The 19323-nt window shown below is 73.9% G+C and carries 22 protein-coding genes; 13 read left to right on the top strand and 9 right to left on the bottom strand.

Annotation, left to right across the window (positions count from 1 at the left end; translation table 11 throughout):
- The first annotated feature begins 42 nt into the window (after window positions 1-42).
- From Mco01_RS04625 to Mco01_RS04600, 6 genes are all read left to right on the top strand, one after another.
- The gene (locus Mco01_RS04625) at window positions 43-1164 is read left to right on the top strand and encodes a CaiB/BaiF CoA transferase family protein (protein WP_204055647.1); all 1122 of its coding nucleotides are present in this window, start codon (window positions 43-45) and stop codon (window positions 1162-1164) included.
- Between the two features lie 33 nt (window positions 1165-1197).
- Window positions 1198-1857 carry a nitroreductase family protein gene (locus Mco01_RS04620; RefSeq protein WP_239103404.1) on the top strand — a complete coding sequence of 220 codons (660 nt, stop codon included), beginning with the start codon at window positions 1198-1200 and terminating at the stop codon, window positions 1855-1857.
- Window positions 1858-1930: 73 nt separating this feature from the next.
- Window positions 1931-2764 carry an ABC transporter ATP-binding protein gene (locus tag Mco01_RS04615; protein WP_204055645.1) on the top strand — a complete coding sequence of 278 codons (834 nt, stop codon included), beginning with the start codon at window positions 1931-1933 and terminating at the stop codon, window positions 2762-2764.
- Window positions 2761-3552 (top strand): ABC transporter permease, encoded by a 792-nt coding sequence (locus tag Mco01_RS04610; protein WP_204055644.1) that lies wholly within the window; start codon window positions 2761-2763, stop codon window positions 3550-3552. Before Mco01_RS04615 ends, Mco01_RS04610 begins: the two co-directional genes overlap by 4 nt.
- A 30-nt stretch (window positions 3553-3582) precedes the next feature.
- Window positions 3583-3816, top strand: a complete 234-nt coding sequence (locus Mco01_RS04605; protein ID WP_204055643.1) for a helix-turn-helix transcriptional regulator — start codon at window positions 3583-3585, stop codon at window positions 3814-3816.
- Window positions 3813-4385, top strand: coding sequence for a hypothetical protein (locus Mco01_RS04600; protein WP_204055642.1), 573 nt, complete (start codon window positions 3813-3815; stop codon window positions 4383-4385). The genes Mco01_RS04605 and Mco01_RS04600 overlap by 4 nt, the downstream gene beginning before the upstream one ends.
- Here Mco01_RS04600 and Mco01_RS04595 read toward each other — a convergent pair.
- On the bottom strand, window positions 4349-4822 hold the full coding sequence (locus Mco01_RS04595; RefSeq protein WP_204055641.1) for a GyrI-like domain-containing protein: 474 nt from the start codon (window positions 4820-4822) through the stop codon (window positions 4349-4351). The two genes, Mco01_RS04600 and Mco01_RS04595, sit on opposite strands and share 37 nt — an antisense overlap.
- 104 nt (window positions 4823-4926) lie before the next feature.
- Here Mco01_RS04595 and Mco01_RS04590 point away from each other — a divergent pair, with 104 nt between their 5' ends.
- The 5 genes from Mco01_RS04590 to Mco01_RS04570 all read left to right on the top strand — a co-directional run bounded on the left by Mco01_RS04590 (window position 4927) and on the right by Mco01_RS04570 (window position 10858).
- Window positions 4927-6366 (top strand): GuaB1 family IMP dehydrogenase-related protein, encoded by a 1440-nt coding sequence (locus tag Mco01_RS04590; RefSeq protein WP_204055640.1) that lies wholly within the window; start codon window positions 4927-4929, stop codon window positions 6364-6366.
- Between the two features lie 70 nt (window positions 6367-6436).
- On the top strand, window positions 6437-7228 hold the full coding sequence (locus Mco01_RS04585; protein WP_204055639.1) for a YflT domain-containing protein: 792 nt from the start codon (window positions 6437-6439) through the stop codon (window positions 7226-7228).
- Between the two features lie 151 nt (window positions 7229-7379).
- Window positions 7380-7754, top strand: a complete 375-nt coding sequence (locus tag Mco01_RS04580; RefSeq protein WP_036330642.1) for an FKBP-type peptidyl-prolyl cis-trans isomerase — start codon at window positions 7380-7382, stop codon at window positions 7752-7754.
- Between the two features lie 49 nt (window positions 7755-7803).
- Window positions 7804-9276, top strand: a complete 1473-nt coding sequence (locus tag Mco01_RS04575) for a glycosyltransferase family 39 protein (RefSeq protein WP_204055638.1) — start codon at window positions 7804-7806, stop codon at window positions 9274-9276.
- 55 nt (window positions 9277-9331) lie between these two features.
- On the top strand, window positions 9332-10858 hold the full coding sequence (locus tag Mco01_RS04570; protein WP_204055637.1) for an ATP-dependent DNA ligase: 1527 nt from the start codon (window positions 9332-9334) through the stop codon (window positions 10856-10858).
- 9 nt (window positions 10859-10867) lie between these two features.
- Here the strand turns inward: Mco01_RS04570 and Mco01_RS04565 are convergent, their stop codons facing one another.
- Window positions 10868-11416, bottom strand: coding sequence for a DUF1707 and DUF4870 domain-containing protein (locus Mco01_RS04565; protein WP_239103335.1), 549 nt, complete (start codon window positions 11414-11416; stop codon window positions 10868-10870).
- A 219-nt stretch (window positions 11417-11635) separates the two neighbouring features.
- Between Mco01_RS04565 and Mco01_RS04560 the strand changes: the two genes are divergently transcribed.
- Window positions 11636-11986: a hypothetical protein gene (locus Mco01_RS04560; protein ID WP_204055635.1), complete on the top strand. Its 351-nt coding sequence runs from the start codon at window positions 11636-11638 to the stop codon at window positions 11984-11986.
- Window positions 11987-12226: 240 nt separating this feature from the next.
- Here Mco01_RS04560 and Mco01_RS04555 read toward each other — a convergent pair whose 3' ends face one another.
- From Mco01_RS04555 to Mco01_RS04540, 4 genes are all read right to left on the bottom strand, one after another.
- The gene (locus Mco01_RS04555; RefSeq protein WP_204055634.1) at window positions 12227-13327 is read right to left on the bottom strand and encodes a DUF4192 domain-containing protein; all 1101 of its coding nucleotides are present in this window, start codon (window positions 13325-13327) and stop codon (window positions 12227-12229) included.
- A gap of 140 nt (window positions 13328-13467) precedes the next feature.
- Window positions 13468-14247, bottom strand: a complete 780-nt coding sequence (locus Mco01_RS04550; protein ID WP_204055633.1) for an EI24 domain-containing protein — start codon at window positions 14245-14247, stop codon at window positions 13468-13470.
- Between the two features lie 10 nt (window positions 14248-14257).
- On the bottom strand, window positions 14258-14848 hold the full coding sequence (locus Mco01_RS04545; protein ID WP_204055632.1) for a Maf family protein: 591 nt from the start codon (window positions 14846-14848) through the stop codon (window positions 14258-14260).
- A 61-nt stretch (window positions 14849-14909) separates the two neighbouring features.
- On the bottom strand, window positions 14910-15329 hold the full coding sequence (locus Mco01_RS04540) for a MarR family winged helix-turn-helix transcriptional regulator (protein ID WP_204055631.1): 420 nt from the start codon (window positions 15327-15329) through the stop codon (window positions 14910-14912).
- A 119-nt stretch (window positions 15330-15448) separates the two neighbouring features.
- On the opposite strand from Mco01_RS04540, the gene Mco01_RS04535 reads away from it, so the two are divergent.
- Window positions 15449-16360 (top strand): LLM class flavin-dependent oxidoreductase, encoded by a 912-nt coding sequence (locus Mco01_RS04535; RefSeq protein WP_204055630.1) that lies wholly within the window; start codon window positions 15449-15451, stop codon window positions 16358-16360.
- Here the strand turns inward: Mco01_RS04535 and Mco01_RS04530 are convergent.
- From Mco01_RS04530 to Mco01_RS04520, 3 genes are read right to left on the bottom strand one after another with little or no spacing between them, the layout of a single operon-like run.
- Window positions 16347-17366: a hypothetical protein gene (locus Mco01_RS04530; protein ID WP_204055629.1), complete on the bottom strand. Its 1020-nt coding sequence runs from the start codon at window positions 17364-17366 to the stop codon at window positions 16347-16349. The two genes, Mco01_RS04535 and Mco01_RS04530, sit on opposite strands and share 14 nt — an antisense overlap.
- 46 nt (window positions 17367-17412) lie before the next feature.
- Window positions 17413-18063, bottom strand: coding sequence for an aminoacyl-tRNA hydrolase (locus Mco01_RS04525; protein WP_204055628.1), 651 nt, complete (start codon window positions 18061-18063; stop codon window positions 17413-17415).
- On the bottom strand, window positions 18060-19319 hold the full coding sequence (locus Mco01_RS04520) for an MFS transporter (RefSeq protein WP_204055627.1): 1260 nt from the start codon (window positions 19317-19319) through the stop codon (window positions 18060-18062). Before Mco01_RS04520 ends, Mco01_RS04525 begins: the two co-directional genes overlap by 4 nt.
- Between the last annotated feature and the right edge of the window lie 4 nt (window positions 19320-19323).

Here is a 19323-nt window from a genome sequence, read left to right as displayed (position 1 = left end):
CTACTAAGCGCGTGACGCGCACGACGCAGGCGGGAGGATCGCATGGATGAGGCGCCGACGGGCCCGCTGACGGGAATACGGGTGCTGGAGCTGGCCGGTCTCGCGCCGGGGCCGTTCGCCGGGATGATGCTGGCGGACCACGGCGCCGAGGTGCTGCGGATCGACCGCGTGGGGGCGGTGCGCGACGAGCCCCGCCGCGACGTGATGGACCGCGGCAAGCGCACCATCGGGCTCGACCTGAAGTCGCCGGACGGCGTGGCCGCGTTCAAACGCCTCGCGGCCGGCGCCGACGTGGTGATCGAGGTCTTCCGCCCGGGCGTCGCGGAACGGCTCGGCATCGGCCCGGACGACCTGCGCGCGGTCAACGACAGGCTCGTCTACGGCCGGATGACCGGGTGGGGCCAGGAGGGGCCGCTCGCGACCGCGGCCGGGCACGACATCGACTACATCGCGATCGCCGGCGTGCTGTCCATGCTGGGCCGGGCGGGCGGCAAACCCACTCCCCCGATCAACATCCTCGGCGACTTCGCCGGGGGCGGCCTCATGCTGGCGTACGGCGTGCTGCTCGCCCTCTTCGAGCGGGAGCGGACCGGCAGGGGCAGGGTCGTCGACGCCGCCATGGTCGACGGGGCGGCGCTGCTGTTCAGCATGTTCTACGAGGGGGTGCGCAGCGGCGCCTGGGGGCCCCGGGGCACCAACCTCCTCGACACCGGCGCGCCCATGTACGACACGTACGAGACCGCGGACGGGCGCCACCTCGCGGTTGGCCCGCTGGAGCCGCAGTTCTGGGCCGAGATGGTGGCGCGCATGGGGCTGGACGACCTGCCGGACCGGGGCGACCGCGCCAACTGGCCGGAGATCCGCGAGCGGCTGACGGCGGCCTTCCGGGAGCGGACCCGGGAGGAGTGGGAGCGGATCTTCGAGGGCTCGGACGCCTGCGTGGCCCCGGTCCTCGACCCGGCGGAGGCGGTGGAGCACCCGCACAACCGGGCCCGGGGGACGTTCGTCGAGGTCGCGGGCCTGATGCAGGCCGCCCCCGCGCCCCGCCTGCTGGGCGCGGGCCGGGGCGGCCTCGCCCCCGCCACCCGCCTGCACGACCTGACCGCCTGGGGACTTCCGGACGACGAGGCCAAGGCCCTGCGCGCCGCCGGAGTCCTGGCCTGATGACCCCCCAACACGAGGAGTGAGCCGGTGACCATGGACGTCTTCGAGGCCCTGTACACGACCAGGGCCATGCGCCGGGTCAAACCCGACCCCGTCCCCGCGGAGGTCCAGGAGCGGATCCTGGACGCGGCCGTCCGCGCCCCGAGCGGCGGCAACGTCCAGGGCTGGCGGTTCCTCCTGGTCGACGACCCCGGGGTCAAGGCCGCGCTCGGGCCGCTCTACCGGCAGGCCCTGGGCGTGCTGTTCGAGGGCCACTACAAGGAGATGCGCGAGCGGGCGGAGGCGGCCGGCGACACCCGGACGCTGAGCGTGCTGCGCTCGGCCCAGCACCTGGCCGACAACTTCGAGGGCTATCCGCTGCTGCTGTTCGCGTTCACCAGGAACGACCCGAGCGGCGGCTCGATCTTCCCCTCGGTCTGGAGCGCCCAGCTCGCGGCCCGGGCCTACGGCGTCGGCAGCGCGCTCACCACCGTGCTGGGGCTCTTCCACTCCGGCGAGACGATGCGCGTCCTCGGCGTCCCCGAGGGCAAGGGCTGGCAGCTCGCCTGCACCGTCACCTTCGGCTACCCGACCGGCCGATGGGGCGTGGCCCCGCGCCGGCCCGCCCACGAGGTCGCCTACCGGAACCGGTGGGGCGAGCCGGTCGGCTTCGAGGTCCCCGAGCCCCTGTGGAGCCCCAGCACGTCCTCCTGATGCAGCAGCTCTTGTCTCAAATGTAGTACACCTACTACATTCGAGAGTAGAGCTATGCCATTTGGAGGGATGCATGGACGACCTCGCGATCGACGTGCGGCAGCTGACCATGGCGTACGGCGGGACCCGGGTGCTCGACGGCGTCGACCTCGACGTGCGGCGGGGGGAGGTGTTCACGCTCCTCGGGCCCAACGGCGCGGGCAAGACCACGCTGGTCGAGATCCTGGAGGGGTTCCGCGCCGGCTGGACGGGCGAGGTGTCCGTCCTCGGCGAGGACCCGGGCCGCGGCGGCGACGCGTGGCGGGCGCGGCTCGGCGTGGTGCTGCAGTCGTGGCGCGACCACGGCCGCTGGCGGGTGCGGGACCTGGTGCGCCACGTGGCCGCCTACTACGACCGGGCCCGGGACGCGGACGGCCTGCTCGACGCGCTCGGGCTGACGGAGCAGGCCGGCACCCGCGCCGTCCTGCTCTCCGGTGGGCAGCGGCGGCGGCTCGACGTGGCGCTCGCCCTCGCCGGACGGCCGGAGGTGCTGTTCCTCGACGAGCCGACCACCGGGTTCGACCCCGAGGCCCGCCGGGAGTTCCACCTGCTCGTGGAGCGGCTGGCCGGCGAGGGGCTCACCGTGCTGCTGACCACGCACGACCTGGCCGAGGCCGAGCGGCTGTCCGGGCGGGTCGCCGTGCTCGTGGCCGGCCGGATCGTCACCTGCGGCAGCCCGGCCCAGCTCGCCCGGGCCGTACGGGCCCCGGCCCGGGTGCGGTGGGACGGCGGCGAGGTGGAGACCGACGACCCCTCGCGGGCGGCCTGGGAGCTGCACCGCCGCTACGACGGCCCGGTCCCGGGCCTGGAGATCCGCCGGCCGACGCTGGAGGAGAGCTACCTCGACCTGGTGGGGGAGGCCCGATGAACGCGACGGCGCTGGGGCTGCGGCGCGGCTGGACCGAGCACCTCAACCAGCTGAGCGACCGCAGGGAGATGGTCACCGCCCTGGCCGGGTCCGTGGGCGTCTACGCGCTGCTGGTCGCCTGGCTCGGGGGGGACACCGTCCCCGGGGCGGACGTGCGGATGGGGACCTACCTCACCGCCGGATTCCTCGCGTTCACCGTCTTCTCGACGGGCCTGACGGGCCTGCCTCTCATGATCGCGACCGACCGGGAGGAGGGCGTGCTGCTGCGGGCGCGGACGCTGCCGCGGGGCACCCGCGTCTACCTGACCGGGCGGGCCACCGGCGTGCTGCTCACGATCGCCACGAACGGCGTCCTCATCCTGCTCGTCTCCCTGCCGCTGACCGGCGGGAGCCTGCCGGCCTCCCCCGGACGCTGGCTCACCCTGGCGTGGGTGCTCACGCTGGGCACGCTGGCCGTGGTCCCCCTGGGCGCGGCGCTCGGGATCCTGCTCCCCGGCCCCAAGACGGGCGCGGCGCTGCTCGCGCTGCCGACGATGGTGCTGCTCACCGCGTCGGGCGTGGTGGTGCCCCTGTCGGCGATGCCGAGCGTGGTCCGCGGGATCGCCCAGGTCTTCCCGCTCTACTGGCAGGCGCTCGGGCTGCGGGCGGCGTTCCTGCCCGACTCCATGCTCGCGGCCGAGATCGGCCACAGCTGGCGGCTGGGCCAGGCGGCGATCGTTCTGGGCGCCTGGGCCGCCGGCGGTATGGTTCTAGCCCCCTGGCTGCTGCGCCGGGTCCGCGGAAGGTGAGCGGACCGGTGGGCCCGACGGAGGTGACGAGTGGCCGAGGAGACGGTGTACAACCGGATCGCGGTGCTGAGGGCCGACCGCGGCGTCTCGCGCCGCGACCTCGCCGCGGCTCTCGGCGTGCACTACCAGACCGTGGGCTACCTGGAGCGGGGCGAGTACAGCCCCAGCCTCCATCTGGCCCTGAGGATCGCGGAGTTCTTCGAGGTGCCGGTGGAGGTCGTCTTCTCCCTCAGGCCGTTCCCCAGACTGGGCAGCCCGTCGTGAGGGCCTGGGAACGGTGGAACCGCCGCGTCGAGCAGTCGGTGCAGGAGGACCGGATGACGGCCCTGTACCGGACCCGCGCGCGGCGGCGCCTGCTGGTCGCCGCCGGCGCGGTCAGCGTCCTGGTTCTGTGGGCCGACGCGACGGTCTCCTGGTTCATCGCGCCGAGCGACACGGCGGTCCTGGTGAACTTCGTGCTGCTGCTGGTCATGCTCGCGTTCTTCGTCCCCGCGGTGACGGCGCTGAACATCGCCACGCGCGGGCTCGCCTCGCTGCCCGAGCGCCGGCTGGACGAGCGTCAGGTGGCCGAGCGGCTGCGGGCCTTCACCCAGGCCAACATCGCGATGCGGCTCATCCTCGGGGCCGTGCTCGTCGCGATCGTCGCGGCCACCTGGGAAGGCGGCCCGGCGGTCCGGGTGCCGGGCGCGGCCGTCTTCCTGGGCGTGATGGCCCTGCTGTGGACCCACTATCTGCTGCCGCTGCTGGTCGCCGGATGGCGCCTGCCCGACCCGCCGCCGGACGACCCGGGCGACGATCAGGAGTCGCCGAACGAGGGCAGCGTGGCCACGTAGAGGTCCGTCCCCCCCGGGTGGTGGACCTCCAGGTCGGTCGTGAACGCCCGGGCGGGAGCGGCGCCCGACTCCGTGTGCTTCCACGCCTGCTGCCAGGCGTCGAGGAGCGCGCCCGGCATCGGGCCGCGGGCCTCGAACAGCAGGCACGGCACGCCGGGCACCCGCACCGCGACCATGCCTTCGGGCAGGCGCGCGGCCGTGTGCACCGCCACGCCCACGACCTGCGTGTAGGCCCCCCGGTGGTCGCTCTCGTAGTCGGTCAGCACGGCGTACAGGTTCTCGTCGACGCGTCCGGGCACGTGCGCGAAGGCTCCCGGCGCCCCCGCCCGCGCCCACAGGCCCGGCAGCTGGGCCCTCGCCGGGTCCGCCTCCGCCGCGTTCGACGTCCGTACGGCGTAGCCGACGACGAGCGCCTCGGGCCGGTCAACGGTGATCACATGTTCTCCTCTCAGGCGAGGTCAATGTATCCGGCGCCGGCGTCTGATCCACCCCCTGCCGGGAATGTCGGATATTGACCAATAACAGCGTAGGCTGGACAAACGTGCGATTCCTTAATGATCTGACCCCGCCCTACGATCTCACGTACAGCGACGTCTTCATGGTGCCGTCCCGGTCCTCGGTGGGGTCGCGGCTCGCCGTCGACCTGTCCACGCGGGACGCGACCGGCACCACGATCCCCATTGTCGTCGCCAACATGACCGCGGTGGCGGGCCGCCGGATGGCCGAGACCGTGGCCCGGCGCGGCGGACTCGCCGTGATCCCCCAGGACATCCCGATCGACGTCGTGACCGACGTGATCGACTGGGTGAAGGGCCGCGACCTGGTCCACGACACGCCGATCACGCTCGGCCCGCACGACACGGTGGGCGATGCGCTGAACCTGCTGCCCAAGCGCGCCCACGGCGCCGTCATCGTGGTCGACTGGGAGAACCGCCCGGTCGGCGTGGTGACCGAGGCCGACTGCCACGGCGTGGACATGTTCACCCAGCTCTCCCAGGTCATGACCGCGTCCCCGCAGACGCTGCCCCGCGGCGCCGACCCGCAGGCCGCCTTCGAGGCGCTGCACGAGGGCCGCCACCGGCTGGCCCCGGTCGTCGACGAGGACGGGCGGCTCGTCGGCATCCTCACGCGGACGGGCGCCCTGCGCTCCACGCTGTACCAACCGGCGGTGGACGACCGGAACCGGCTGCGGGTGGCGGCCGCCGTCGGGGTGAACGGCGACGTCGCGGCCAAGGCCAAGGAGCTTCTGGACGCCGGCGCCGACGTGCTCGTCGTCGACACCGCCCACGGCCACCAGGAGAAGATGATCGCCGCTCTGCGGGCCGTGCGGGCGCTCGGGCCGTCCGTGCCGGTCGCCGCGGGCAACGTGGTCACGGCCGAGGGCGTGCGCGACCTCGTCGAGGCGGGCGCCGACATCGTGAAGGTCGGGGTGGGACCCGGCGCGATGTGCACCACCCGGATGATGACGGGCGTCGGCCGCCCCCAGTTCTCCGCCGTGCTCGAGTGCGCCGCCGAGGCCCGCCGGCTGGGCCGCCACGTGTGGGCCGACGGCGGGGTGCGCCACCCCCGCGACGTGGCGCTGGCGCTGGCCGCCGGGGCGTCCAACGTGATGATCGGCTCGTGGTTCGCCGGGACGTACGAGTCCCCCGGCGACACCCGCACCGCGGCCGACGGCCGCAAGTACAAGGAGAACTTCGGGATGGCCTCGGCCAGGGCCGTCCGGCTGCGCACGGCCGACGACTCCCCGTTCGAGCGGGCCCGTAAGGCGCTGTTCGAGGAGGGCATCTCGACCTCGCGGATGTACCTCGACCCGGTCAGGCCCAGCGTGGAGGACCAGATCGACGCGATCGTGGCCGGCCTGCGCTCCTCCTGCACGTACGCGGGGGCCACCGACCTGGAGGAGTTCCACGAGCGGGCCGTCGTGGGCGTGCAGAGCGCCTCGGGCTACACGGAGGGCATGCCGCTGCACCAGAGCTGGTGATCTCCACGCATTTTCGCCACACCGCGGGTAGGTGCGTCGGGTGACGACCGAACCACACGCGGAGGCGATCATGATAGGTTCCCCTGCCGAGCCGGCCTCGCCGGCGGTCGACAGACGGCTGCTGGTCAGCTACGACAACTACGCGGCGGCGCAGCGCGCCGTCGACACGCTGTCGGACGCCGGGTTCCCCGTGCAGACGGCGGCGATCGTGGGCAGCGACCTCCGGCTGGAGGAGACCGTCACGGGGCGGCTCACCAACGGCAGGGCGGCGCTCACGGGGCTGGTCAGCGGCGCCGTCTTCGGCCTCATCGTCGGACTGTTCCTCGGCCTGTTCACCTCGACCACGACCTCGTTCGTCGGCCTGGTCCTGTGGTCGATCCTCTGGGGCGCGATCGCGGGTGCCGCCTTCGGGTTCACCAGCCACGCGTTCCAGGGCGGGACCCGCGACTTCTCCTCCCGCAGCTCCATCGTCGCCGGCCGCTACGACGTCCTGGTGGCCTCGTCCATGCTGGACCAGGCGCAGGCCCTGCTGCAGGGCGGCCTCCAGCCGGCCGACACCGTCGTCGTGCAGCGGCCGCCGTCGGCGGGCCCGGCCACCGCGCCGGTGACCCCGCCCGCGACGTCGCCGCTGACCCCGCCGGTCACGCCGCCGGTGACGCCGGCCGCCGGCGCGCCCGACGCCGCCGCCGAGGAGCGCCTGGCGGAGGAGCGTCTGGCCGAGGAGCGCGCCGCCGAGGACAGCGTCATCACGGACCGCGCCGCCGAGGACCGAGTCACCGCGGACCGAGCCATCACGGACCACGCCGACGAGGAGCGCGCGGCGGAGGCCCGGGCCGCGGAGGACGCGTCGCGGCGCCGCTGACGCACCTCCTCCCCGTGCCGGACCCCTGGCGGCCGTACGCGACGGAGACGCTCTCCCCAGTCTCGTGGGGAGAGCGTCTCCGTGCGGAAGCTCCCCGGTAAAGTCAGGTCGCCTGCCGGATCATCCGGCGCGGACAGAACAGGAGAGCCACGTGGCATTCGAGAAGCCCGAGATCGACTTTCCGGAGGGCGAGCCGCCCGCGGACCTGGAGATCGTCGACCTCGTCGAGGGGGACGGACCGGAGGCCAAGCCGGGGCAGAACGTCACCGTGCACTACGTCGGCGTGACGTTCTCGACGGGCGAGGAGTTCGACGCCTCGTGGAACCGGGGCCAGCCCTTCCAGTTCCCGCTGGGCGGGGGCCGGGTCATCGCGGGGTGGGACCGCGGCGTCGCCGGCATGAAGGTCGGCGGCCGCCGCCGGCTGACCATCCCGCCGCACCTGGGGTACGGCAACCGCGGCGCCGGCAACATGATCAAGCCGGGCGAGACGCTGATCTTCGTCGTCGACCTGCTCGGCGTCAACTGAGCTGAACTTACGGGTGTCGCGGGCGGGCTCCGGGCCCCATCATGGTCTGGTGACCACGACGATCACGGAGGTCCGCCCGGCCACCCGGCTCCCCCTGTCCCGCGCGGCCCTGATCGCCGCGGCCGCGACCACGGTCGTGCTGCTGGCCGTCAGCCCCTGGTACGGCTACCACCGCGACGAGCTCTACTTCCGGATGCTCGGCGAGCGTCCGCGGCTCGGCTACTTCGACACCCCGCCCCTCACGCCGATGATCGCGCGGGTCTCCACGGCCGTCTTCGGCGACACGGTCGTCGCGCTGCGCGTGGTCCCCGCCCTGTGCGCCGGTGCCGTGGTCCTGCTCGTCGCGCTGGTCGCGCGTGAGCTGGGCGGCGAACGCACGGCGCAGGCCCTGGCCGCGGCGGGCACCGCGACGAGCGTCCTGCCGCTGGTCGGCGGGCACTCCCTGCTGACGCTCACCCCCGACCTCGTCCTGTGGATGGCCGTCGCGCTCCTCGTGATCCGCGTCCTGCTCCGCGGGGACGGCCGCCTCTGGATCTGGATCGGCGTGCTCGCCGGGATCGCCACGTACAACCGCGACCTCATCGCGATGCTGCTGGCCGCGATCGGCGTCGGCATCCTGGCGACCGGTCCGCGCGAGGTGCTGCGCGACAGGCGGCTGTGGATCGGCGCCGCGCTGGCGCTGGTCATCGCCTCACCCAACCTCGTCTACCAGGCGACCCACGCGTGGCCGCAACTGCAGATGGCCGAGGCCCTGAAGATCGACGAGGGCGCGGACAACCGGCTGACCTTCCTGCCCCTCCAGGTGCTGCTGCTCGGGCCGCCGCAGGCCGTCGTGTGCGTCGCCGGGTGGCGGCGCCTGTGGCGCGACCGGCGGCTGCGCGCGCTGGCCGTCGCCTATCCCGTCGCCTGTGCGCTGACCCTCTACTCGGGCGGCCGTCCCGACTACGTGGGGGCGTTCCTGCTGTACCTGTTCGCCGCGGGATGCGTGTCGGCCGCCGCGTGGCGGTGGCGCCCGGTCCTCGTGGCGGCCCTCGCCCTCAACGCGGTCGTCGCCGTCGTGCTCGCCCTGCCCGTCGTCCCGGCCGGGTCGCTGCGCGGCACGCCGGTCGCGGCGGTGAACGAGGTGGCCCGCGAGTCGGTCGGCATGCGGAGCCTGGCCGAGCAGGTCGCCGGGGTCTACCACGCGCTGCCCGAGCAGGACCGCGCCGGAGCGGTGCTGCTCGCGGAGAACTACGGCGAGGCCGGCGCGCTCGACCGCTGGTCGGGCGAGCTCAAGCTGCCGGCACGCGTCTACAGCGGGCACAACGAGCTGTGGTGGTGGGGGCCGCCGCCCGAGGGGACGCGCGTCGTGGTGTCCGTGGGCTTCCCGCCGGATCAGCTGTCCACGGTCTTCACCCGCTGCTCGCTGGCCAGGAAGGTCGACGGCATGCCGGGCGAGGAGCAGGACGCTCCGATCACGGTCTGCTACGACCCCCGGCTGTCCTGGCGGGACCTGTGGCCCCGCGCCCGCCACTACAGCTGAGACTTGTCCGCCCCCGGCGTGGGCGTATGCCGGTCCGGTGAGGCAGGATTACGGTGTGTTGCTGATCGACCTTGCCCGGACCTCGGCGGCGGTGGCCGCCGACTCCGCCCGGCTGGCCAAGATCCGGCATCTGGCCGAGCTGCTGGGCAGGGTGGGCCCGGACGAGGCCGAGATCGCCATCGCGTACCTGTCGGGCGAGCTGCCGCAGCGGCAGATCGGCGTCGGCTGGCGGAGCCTGCGGGACCTGCCCGAGCCGCGCCAGGTCGCCACGGCGACGTTGACCGAGGTCGACGAGCACCTCGGCCGCATCAAGGCGCAGGCGGGCGCCGGCTCGCAGGCGGCCCGCAAGGAGCTGCTGGCCCGGCTCTTCGGCGCCGTCACCCGGCAGGAGCAGTCGTTCCTGCTGCGGCTGCTCACCGGCGAGCTGCGCCAGGGGGCGCTGGACGGCGTCATGATCGAGGCGATCGCCAAGGCGTCCGGCGTGCCGTCGGCGGAGGTCCGGCGGGCGCTGACCCTGCGCGGCTGGCTGCCGGCCGTGGGCGCGGCCGCCCTGCGGGGCGGGGTGGACGCGCTGCGGGAGTTCCACCTGGAGGTGGGCCGTCCGGTCGCGCCGATGCTCGCGCAGAGCGCGCCGAGCGTGGCTGCCGCGCTGGAGAAGGTCGGCGGGCCGGCCGCGATCGAGTGGAAGCTCGACGGGATCCGGGTCCAGGCGCACCGGACCGGCGACGAGGTGTCGGTGTTCACCCGCACGCTCGACGACATCACCGCCCAGGTGCCCGAACTGGTCGAGGCCGTGCGGGCGCTGCCCGAGACCGACCTCGTGCTCGACGGCGAGGTGATCGCCCTGCGCCCCGACGGGCGCCCCGAGCCCTTCCAGGTGACCTCCGGGCGCGTGGCCAGCAAGCTCGACGTCGCGTCGCTGCGCGAGACCGTGCCGCTGAGCGTGTTCTTCTTCGACGCCCTCCGGGTGGCCGGGGCCGACCTGCTCGACCTGCCCGACGAGAAGCGGCACGCCGCGCTCGAGGCCGCGGTCCCCGCCGAGCTGATCACGCCGCGGCTGGTCACGGGCGACGCCCAGGAGGGCGAGGAGTTCTTCACCGACGCGGTGCGGCGGGGCCACGAGGGCGTGGTCGTCAAGGCGCCGCTCACGCCGTACGCCGCAGGCCGGCGCGGGGCGGGATGGATCAAGGTCAAGCCGCGGCACACCCTGGACCTCGTCGTGCTGGCGGCCGAGTGGGGCAACGGCCGGCGCCAGGGGTGGCTGTCCAACCTGCACCTCGGGGCGTACGACCCGGAGACCGCCGGCTTCGTGATGCTGGGCAAGACGTTCAAGGGCCTCACCGACGAGCTGCTGGCCTGGCAGACCGAGCAGTTCCTGCGGCTGGCCGACGGGCCCACGGACGAGTACGTGGTCACCCTCCGGCCCGAACTGGTCGTGGAGATCGCCTTCGACGGCGTGCAGCGGTCGAGCCGCTACCCCGGCGGAATGGCGCTCCGGTTCGCCCGCGTGCTGCGCTACCGGCCCGACAAGCGGGCCGAGGACGCCGACACCGTCGCGTCGGTCCGCGCGCTCCTGTTCTGAGCCGCGGGTTTACTTCACCAGGCGGAGCGTCAGGGGGTAGCGGAAGTCGGTGCCGGTCAGCGCCGTGACTCCGCCGACGACGGACAGCACGAAGCCGAGGATCCAGATCACAGGCAGCAGGATCGCGCCCACCACGGTGAGCAGCAGCAGGATGCTGCCGCCCAGCACGGTGAGGTGGAAGTTGAGCGACTCCACCGCGTGCCTGCGGATGTACGGCGAGGTCCGGCCGGCCGTCGCCATGATCAGCAACGGTCCCACGACGAACAGCCCGGCCAGCGTGAGCAGATGCGCGGCCGCGCCCGCCACCCGGTCGCCCCCGTCAGGGACGCCCGGCGCGCCCGGCCCGTACGCGTACGCCGGGGCCGGCCGGACCGGCGGCCGCGGCACGTAGGCCGGACGGGTGCCGTAGAGGTCCGTCATGATCGGCATGAGGTCGGCGTGCGTCTGCGCCGTCATCGCGAGGTGGAGCCGTTCGTCCATCTCGTCCTTGTCGAGCCTGCCCTCGGCGTACGCCGCCTTGACGTGCTCGACGACCTGGTCCCGGTCATCGTTGGTCACGCGCAAATGGGGATGTGGCATCGGGGCCCGCCCCTGCCACGATGGTGTCGCTGCCGCGGGCATCGCAGAGTCGCCTTCCGTCAACGGTCGTCTCGCCTATGTCGAGTCTGCCTCCATCCTCGGCCCGGCACGCGCGATGGTCCATCCGGGACATCCCCGACTCGGCCCGGAGAAACGGTCTTAACACGTTCGTGATCCCCAGGGCTGTATACAGACACTATGAGATGGCGAGATCGCTACGGAATCCGGCGGCTCCGCGGCAATCGCGTGGCGAGGTTCGACCGCGAGGCGACGGACGCCGACATCGAGGCGCTCATCGAGTTCGCCCGGTCGCGTCGCGGCGTCGAGTTCTACGTCGAGCCGGAGACCTTCGCGACCGACACCACGGCGGTGGCGGTGGCGCATGACGGCGAGTGGACGCGCCGCCGGGTCGGGTCCCCCGCGGTGATCCTAAGAGTCGCCAGAGACCTCGCCCTCCCCGTGTACGACGTCCAGCTGACCGGCTATCCGCCTCGGATGCGCGCCTACAACGAACGCAGGCGCCGGGCCGAGAGCGGCGGCCTCGCCTGAGCCTGGCCCGTCCCGGCACCTCGGCGTGCCCCACCCCTCCCCCGCACCTCCACGCCTCATCTCCCCCCGCACCTCCACGCCTCACCTCTCCCCGATCCCGCGCCCGGCACCGCCCCCAGCTCGCACCCTCACCCCCGCACCACCTCGCTCTTCCCGCGCCGCCCCGCCTCGTCCCGCGCCCGTGCCCACGCGTTCCGGCATGCCCCGGCCGATCGCACCCCTGGCCGACAACGAGCGGTCTCAGGCCGCGCCGGCGCGGGGAGGCTCGGCGAGCAGGGCGCGCAGGGGGTCGAGCCAGGAGCGGCGGGGCGGGCCCATCTCCTCGTCGAGCTCCTCCGGAGCGGGCATGCGGTCGCGGAGCGCGGCGGGTGACATGAGGTGGGCGAGCGCCTGCCGGAGCAGGAGCGCCATCGAGTATCCGGGGTCGGCGGCCAGCGCCCGGTCGAGCGCCATGCCCGCGAGCGCGCACTCTCCCCGCTGCCAGGCGGCCGCCGCCAGGAGAGACGCGGCCGGCGCCACGTAGCGGGGCTCCAGCCTGCGGGTCAGGTCACGCCAGAGGTCCACGTGGACGTCGCGATCGTCGATCAGCGTCCAGGCCTCGTCGCGCACCCGGATGAGCGCGAGGTCGAACCCGAGCCGGGCCGCGTCGTCGTCGCCCAGCCGGCCGCCCGACTCGTATCGGGCGATGGCGGCCCGGACCCGCGCCGTGCCCTCGGAGACGAGCGCGGCCGCGAGAGGGTCGGCACCGGGCCGCCCGCGCGCCTTCTCGCACCGGGCGTCGGGGTCGTTCAGGGCGGCGAACCGGGCGCGGAGGGCGGCGGCCGTGCAGCGCGTGGCCGCCCGCATCGCCGGCCCCGTCTGCGGCTCGACGGACGCGCGGAGCGCCCCCCGGCCCGGCAGCGCCACCAGCCCGTGCAGGACGGCCTCGGCGGCCACGTGGCTGACGGACGGGTCGTACGGCGTGCCCTCGGCCGGGCAGCACGAGGCGCTGCCGCAGGAGTAGGACCAGTAGCGCCCGTCCTCCGACCGGAGCGCCTCGGCCACGGCGATGCCCGCGCCGCCGAGCAGCCGCAACGCCTCGTCGACGGCAGGGGTCACCAGCGCGCCGGAGCCGTACCCCACGACGAAGGTCGTCGTCACCCCCTCGCGCCGCAGCAGCGGGACAAGCCGGTCGAGGTCGCCGGGGTCGGGCGGCAGGTCCCACCGCGTGCTGAGCCGCAGGGACGGCCCGGCGAAGCCGGTCACGACGAGGCTGTCGGCCGGGTGGAACCCGATGAGGTAGGGCACGGCGGCGAGGATGTCCGCCGGGGTGGAGAGCACGAGCGTCGGCGTAGCGGTCATGAGGCGTAAGCCTGGCCCACGCCCGTCCCGTCCCGAGCCGTGATCGCCGCGCCTGTGGAAAACCGGCGATGGACCGTCCGACGTGCCGCATCCGACGCAGGCGCCGGACGGCCCGCCGCCCGGCTCTCCGAGCTCCAGGTCTACGCGGGATGACGCTCGCGCGCGGGTCCGGCCAGCCGGACCCGCACCAGCATGGCGGCGCCGGCCACCGCCGCCGGCATGACGACGATGCTGACGAGCGGCACGAGGAACGCCAGGAACAGCGGCACGCCGAACCCGAGCGCCAGGCCCAGGTCACCCCGCAGGAGCGCGAAGCGCCCCCTCCGCCCGACGCCCCGGCGCTCCAGGGCGAGCCCCGTGAGCTCGGCCGTGAGGAAGAACCCGGACACCAGCGCACCGAGCACCGGCACCACGGTCTGCCCCACCACCGGCACGAACCCGAGCACGAACAGCGGGATCGTGAACATCAGCACGTAGAACAGCGTGACCACGCTGTCGCGCACCGACCGCAGGAACGACCGCCACAGGGAGGTGTCCGCCCCCTCGGGCAGGCCGCCGAGGTCCTCCTCGACCTTCTCCGACAGCTTCTCGTAGAACGGCTCGCCGACGGCCAGGGTGACCGCGGTGAACGTCAGCACGGACAGCACGAGGCCGACCACGAAGATCATGACGCCGACGAGCGTGCGGAACGCATCGCGCCAGCCCCAGTCGTCCGCGAACGGCGTGGCCCAGGCGGCGACGTCGGTCGCGTGCGTCCCGAGCCACACGAGCGCGACGACGTAGAGCACGGTCGACACGAGCGCGGGGACCAGTCCGAACACCCACCACCGGGGGTGCCGGGCGACCCAGCCGAGGCCCTTGAGGCAGAACCCGATCCCCTCGGCGAACCCGCCGACGCCGCGCCGTCCGTTGCTGCTCATGCCGGGCAGGCTAGCGCCAAAGGCGCGTCACGGACACCATGCCCAGGTCGGCGAACAGGCGGCGCAGCAAGGGCAGCGAGATGCCGAGCACGTTGCCGTGGTCGCCCTCGATCCTCTCGACGAACCAGCCGCCGTAGCCGTCCAGCGTGAACGCGCCGGCGACCCGCAACGGCTCCTCCGTCGCCACGTACGCGTCGATCTCGTCGTCCGTGGGCGTGCCGAACCGCACCACCGTGGAGGCGACGTCCGAGACCGCGCGCCCGCCGGTCACGTCGACCACGCAGTGCCCGGTCAGCAGCCGTCCGCTCCTGCCGCGCATCGACCTCCAGCGGCGCACGGCCTCCTCAGGCGAGGACGGCTTGCCGTACGCGACGCCGTCGAGCTCGAGCATCGAGTCGCAGCCGATGACGACGCCGTCGGACAGGGTGCCGGAGACGGCGGCGGCCTTGGCCTCGGCGAGGGCGAGGCAGAGCGCAGCGGGCGAGTCGGCCGTGATCGCGTCCTCGTCCACCCCGCTGACGATGACCTTGGGGTCGAGCCCGGCGGACCGCAGCACGCCGAGGCGGGCCGGGGAAGCGGAGGCCAGCACCAATTCGCTCACACGCGAAGCCTAACGGCTCCCGATCCCGTGCCCGCCGCAGCGCAGGGGCCGCCCGTCCTGCTCAGGCGAGGTTGCGGCGGATCTCCCCGAGGAACCGGACGACCTGCTCGCGCTCGGCGGGGTCGAGCGTGCGCAGCGCCCGCTCCCCGAGCCGGGCCACCTCCTCGGCGATCACGGTCTCCAGGGCGCGCCCGCGGTCGGTGAGGCGCAGCCGTACGAGCCGGGCGTCGGTGGGGTGGGGCTCGCGGCGCAGCAGCCCGGCCGCCTCCATGCGTGTGGCGGCCCGGGTCACGGTCGGCGTGGCGAGCTCCAGACGGCGGGCGACCTCGCCGGGGGTGAGCCCGTCGTCCTCCCACAGGCAGCGCAGGATGAACTGCTGCCCGGAGCCCACGCCGTGCCGGCTGTAGGCGGCCTCCGCCGCCTGCGCCATCGCACGCTTGGCGTTCCAGAAGGCCGTGTGGAAGTCCTCCGCCACGCTCATGCGATCTCCGTCCCGTCCCCTCGTGCGTTCGCACGCTAGCAAAAGCAGGGTTGACGGCATTTCGTTAGCTCGCTAACGTCTTTCGTTGCCGTGCTAACGATATCCCTGGAGACACTCGCATGACGCTGAGCTTCGGCCTGAAGACGGTCCCCGCGCACACGACGTACGACGAGATCCTGCGGGTCTGGGAGGAGGCGGACGCGACCCCGGAGATCGAGCACGCCTGGCTGTGGGACCACATGATCCCCCTGTTCGGCGACCCCGGCGGGCCGATCCTGGAGGGGTGGACACTGCTGGCCGCCCTCGCCGCCCGGACCGAGCGGCTGCGCCTCGGCCTGATGGTGACCAGCAACCGCACCCGGCCGCCGGCCGTGCTCGCGAAGATCGCCGCCACGGTCGACGTCGTCTCGCGCGGGCGCCTGGTGATGGGGATCGGAGTCGGCGGCACCGTCCAGCCGGGGGACACGCTCACGCCGCGGGAGTACGACGCGTACGGCCTGCGCCTGGTGTCTCCCGGAGAGGGCGTCGAGCGGCTGGCGGAGTCGTGCGCCATCCTGCGCCGGATGTGGACCGAGGACGTCTTCGACTTCGAGGGCCGCCACTACACGCTCCGGAGCGCCCGCTGCGCCCCGAAGCCGGTCCAGCGGCCGGGCCCGCCCATCATGATCGGCGGCTGGGGCACCCGGACGCTCCGGGTCGTGGCCGAGCACGCCGACATCTGGAACATCCCGGGGCCACCGCACAACGACCCGGCCTTCATCGCCGAGCGCGGCCGGGTGCTCGACGAGCACTGCCGCGCGATCGGCCGCGACCCCGCCGAGATCGTCCGCTCGGCCCAGATCATCGTGCCCTACGACGACCCGGCCGCGGGCCGCGCCGCGGTGATCGGCGCGGTCCGGGCGGGCGTGACGCACATCGCGCTGAACCTGCGCACGCCGTTCCCGGCCGGCGTCGCCCGCTGGGCCGTCAGGGAGATCGTCGAGCCGGTGCTCGCCGAGGCGGGATCCGGCGAGGCCCTCACAGCGCCTTGACGGACGCGACCACGACGTTGATGTCGTGCCAGCGGTTCCGCTGGCTGTCGGGGATCGTGACGAACACCAGGGCCGGCTTCTTGCCGCGCGCGTCCACCAGGGCCACCACGGCGTTCGACGTGCGCTTCTTGCCCTTCACCACGTAGTGCACGGTGTAGCCGAGCAGCCAGCCGTCCCGCTTGCCCGCCTTGATCTTCTGCGAGGCCGTCCAGGTGACGGTCGCCCCGGAGGGGTGGTGGTTGAGCGTCCAGCGGGCGGCCAGGAAGGCGGTGTCGCGCAGGCTGTCCTGCACCGGGATCGGCACCGGGCAGGAGACCAGCATCCCCTGGTACGACGAGCCCTTGACCTTGGGCAGCACCTGCCGGGAGGCGAACGGGCTCGCCTTGGCCAGCTTCCACAGCTTCGAGAACCTGGCGAAGGCCACGCCCGACCGCTTGTCCTTGATCAGGCCGCGGGTGGGGGCGGCGTGCCCGGAGAACTTCCGCAGCTTCCGATCGCTCGCGGGCAGCGCGGGGACCCGCGGGTCCGTCAGCGCCGCCTCCATGGCGGTCGTGCCGGGGGACGGCGTCGGCCCGGGCGTCGCGGCCGCAGAGGAAGGCGCGCCCGACGCGGACGGGACGGCCGACGCGGCGTCGACGGCGGCGCCGGCCGTCACCGGAGTCGAGGCGGCGACAGTGGGATCCACGGACGCGCCGGCCGACGGCACGCCGGTCGCAGCCGACCCGGCCGGGGCGCTCGCGGCGGGCGGCGGGCCGGCCGCGGTGACGCGGGAGCCGGAGTCCCCCCTGCCGAGCAGTACGGCGGCGCCGATCCCCCCGACGACGGCGACCGCGACGCCCGCCGCGATCACTCGGTAGACCACCCGCATCGGCAGGTCGCCGAGCCCCTTGCCGGAGCCGGAGGGTGGCGGGGGCTCGGGGACCGTGATCTTCGGCAGCGGAGTCGTCTCCGCCTCGGCTGCTACGTACGACGGTACGGCTTTCGTCCCATAGTCCCCAGGTGACACGATCGGGAGCGTACGGCATATCGGGGTAATTCGGGTGCGTTCCCCATCACACTTCGGGAACGCCCGTACGCAGCCACGGCGCGTCGGCGACCACCGTGGCGCTGCCCGGTTCGATCTCCGTGAAGCCGGCGTCCCGCACCACGGGAAGGCCGCCGCCGGCCAGATCGGGCCAGCTCCCGGGCGGGGCCGTGCGGACGCTCACGGCGAGGCCGCGCTCCCGCCAGGCGGCCCGGTCCTCCTCGCCGGCGCCCCACCACGCGAACTGGGCGCCGTGGCCGGCCTGCGCCATGGCCTTGCCTGCCGTCATGTCCAGGTGAGGGTTGACCCAGAGCACGGGGACGTCCGGATCGGGGGCGGGCGGCGGCGCGGAGTCGCCCAGCTCGGTGCCCGAGACCTGGAGCCGGGACAGGTCCTTGGGCCAGTCGTCCAGCGGCACCGGGGGGTGCACCCGCACCTCGGCCGTCCCGACCCTGACCGTGATCCCGGGAAGGGCGAGCACGCGCCGCCACTCCGCGCCGCGCGCCCGGCGCACCACCTTCCTGATCCGGCCGTCCTGCCACTCCTCGATCTCGCCGGGCCAGTCGTCCTGGTCGAGCATCCGCAGGACCGCCGTCGCGGCCGCCTCGAGCGCGTCGGTCCGCTCGGGCGGGGCCGCGCGTTCGATGCGGACGACGAGGGGGAGCACGCGTTCTGTCACCCGACCAGGATCGCAGCCTCCCTGGGCCGCTCCGCACGGGTCACCACGCGGGACGACATGAGGGCGGCGAGCAGGCACAGCAGCCCCGCGCCGTACCAGGCGGCGTCGTAGTTGCCGAGGTGGTCGCGGGTGACGCCGGCGACGGTGGCGGCGATCGCGGCGCCCACCTGGTGTGAGGCGAACACCCAGCCGAACACGACCGCGCCCTCCGTCCCGAAGATCTTCCGGCACAGGGCCACCGTGGGCGGCACCGTCGCCACCCAGTCGAGGCCGTAGAAGACGATGAACACGAGCATGCTGGGATGGGCGGTGGCCGCGAACAGCTGCGGCAGGACCAGCAGGGACAGCCCGCGCAGCGCGTAGTAGACGGTGAGCAGGACGCGCGAGTCCACCCGGTCGCTCAGCCACCCGGAGGCGACCGTGCCGACGATGTCGAAGACCCCGACGAGCGCGAGCAGCGAGGCGGCGGCGGTCTCCCCCATGCCGTGATCGTGGGCGGCCGGGATGAAGTGCGTGCCGACCAGGCCGTTCGTGCTCGCGCCGCAGATGGCGAAGCCCCCCACGAGGAACCAGAACGACCGCTTCCTGGACGCGGACCGCAGGACCCGCAGCGCCCGCGCCGACGCCCCCCTGCTCGGGGTCCGTACGACGGGCTCGGCGGCGCCCAGCGCGGTCAGCCCGAGCTCCTCGGGGGTGTCGCGGATGAGGAACCACACCAGAGGGACGACGGCCAGGGCCGCGCCGGACACGGTGAGAGCGGCGTACCGCCAGCCCTGCATCTCGGCGAGGTGCGCCAGCACCGGGAGGAAGACGAGCTGGCCGGTGGCGCCTCCGGCCGTCAGGATCCCCGTCACGAGCCCGCGGTGCCGGACGAACCACCGGTCGGTCAGCGTCGCGGCGAACACCAGGGCCATCGAGCCGGTGCCGAGCCCGACGAGCACGCCCCACAGCGCGACCAGCTCCCAGCTCGCGGTCATGAACACGGTCAGGCCGCTGCCGGCCGCGACCAGGGCGAGGGCGCACGTGACCACCCGGCGCATGCCGAACCGGTCCATCAGGGCCGCGGCGAACGGCGCGAACAGGCCGTAGAGCATCAGGTTCACCGAGACGGCGAGCGAGATCGTCCCCCTGGACCAGCCGAACTCGTCCTGCAGCGGGGTGATCAGAACGCCCGGCGTGGCGCGGAAGCCCGCGGCTCCGAGGATGGCGACGAAGGCGGCGGCGGCCACGAACCAGGCCCGATGAAGCGATCTCATGCGC

Source organism: Microbispora corallina, from assembly GCF_016863035.1.
GTDB classification, from domain to species: domain Bacteria; phylum Actinomycetota; class Actinomycetes; order Streptosporangiales; family Streptosporangiaceae; genus Microbispora; species Microbispora corallina.
This window is presented reverse-complemented; position numbering and strand designations above follow the sequence as displayed.

What these genes read in the sequence shown, in the direction of transcription:
- Mco01_RS04540 (WP_204055631.1), bottom strand. Translation starts at nt 15,329, where the DNA reads ATGAGCGTGGCGGAGGACTTCCACACGGCCTTCTGGAACGCCAAGCGT.
- Mco01_RS04520 (WP_204055627.1), bottom strand. Translation starts at nt 19,319, where the DNA reads ATGAGATCGCTTCATCGGGCCTGGTTCGTGGCCGCCGCCGCCTTCGTC.
- Mco01_RS04625 (WP_204055647.1), top strand. Translation starts at nt 43, where the DNA reads ATGGATGAGGCGCCGACGGGCCCGCTGACGGGAATACGGGTGCTGGAG.
- Mco01_RS04535 (WP_204055630.1), top strand. Translation starts at nt 15,449, where the DNA reads ATGACGCTGAGCTTCGGCCTGAAGACGGTCCCCGCGCACACGACGTAC.
- Mco01_RS04550 (WP_204055633.1), bottom strand. Translation starts at nt 14,247, where the DNA reads ATGAGCAGCAACGGACGGCGCGGCGTCGGCGGGTTCGCCGAGGGGATC.
- Mco01_RS04560 (WP_204055635.1), top strand. Translation starts at nt 11,636, where the DNA reads ATGAGATGGCGAGATCGCTACGGAATCCGGCGGCTCCGCGGCAATCGC.
- Mco01_RS04585 (WP_204055639.1), top strand. Translation starts at nt 6,437, where the DNA reads ATGATAGGTTCCCCTGCCGAGCCGGCCTCGCCGGCGGTCGACAGACGG.
- Mco01_RS04555 (WP_204055634.1), bottom strand. Translation starts at nt 13,327, where the DNA reads ATGACCGCTACGCCGACGCTCGTGCTCTCCACCCCGGCGGACATCCTC.
- Mco01_RS04615 (WP_204055645.1), top strand. Translation starts at nt 1,931, where the DNA reads ATGGACGACCTCGCGATCGACGTGCGGCAGCTGACCATGGCGTACGGC.
- Mco01_RS04610 (WP_204055644.1), top strand. Translation starts at nt 2,761, where the DNA reads ATGAACGCGACGGCGCTGGGGCTGCGGCGCGGCTGGACCGAGCACCTC.
- Mco01_RS04620 (WP_239103404.1), top strand. Translation starts at nt 1,198, where the DNA reads ATGGACGTCTTCGAGGCCCTGTACACGACCAGGGCCATGCGCCGGGTC.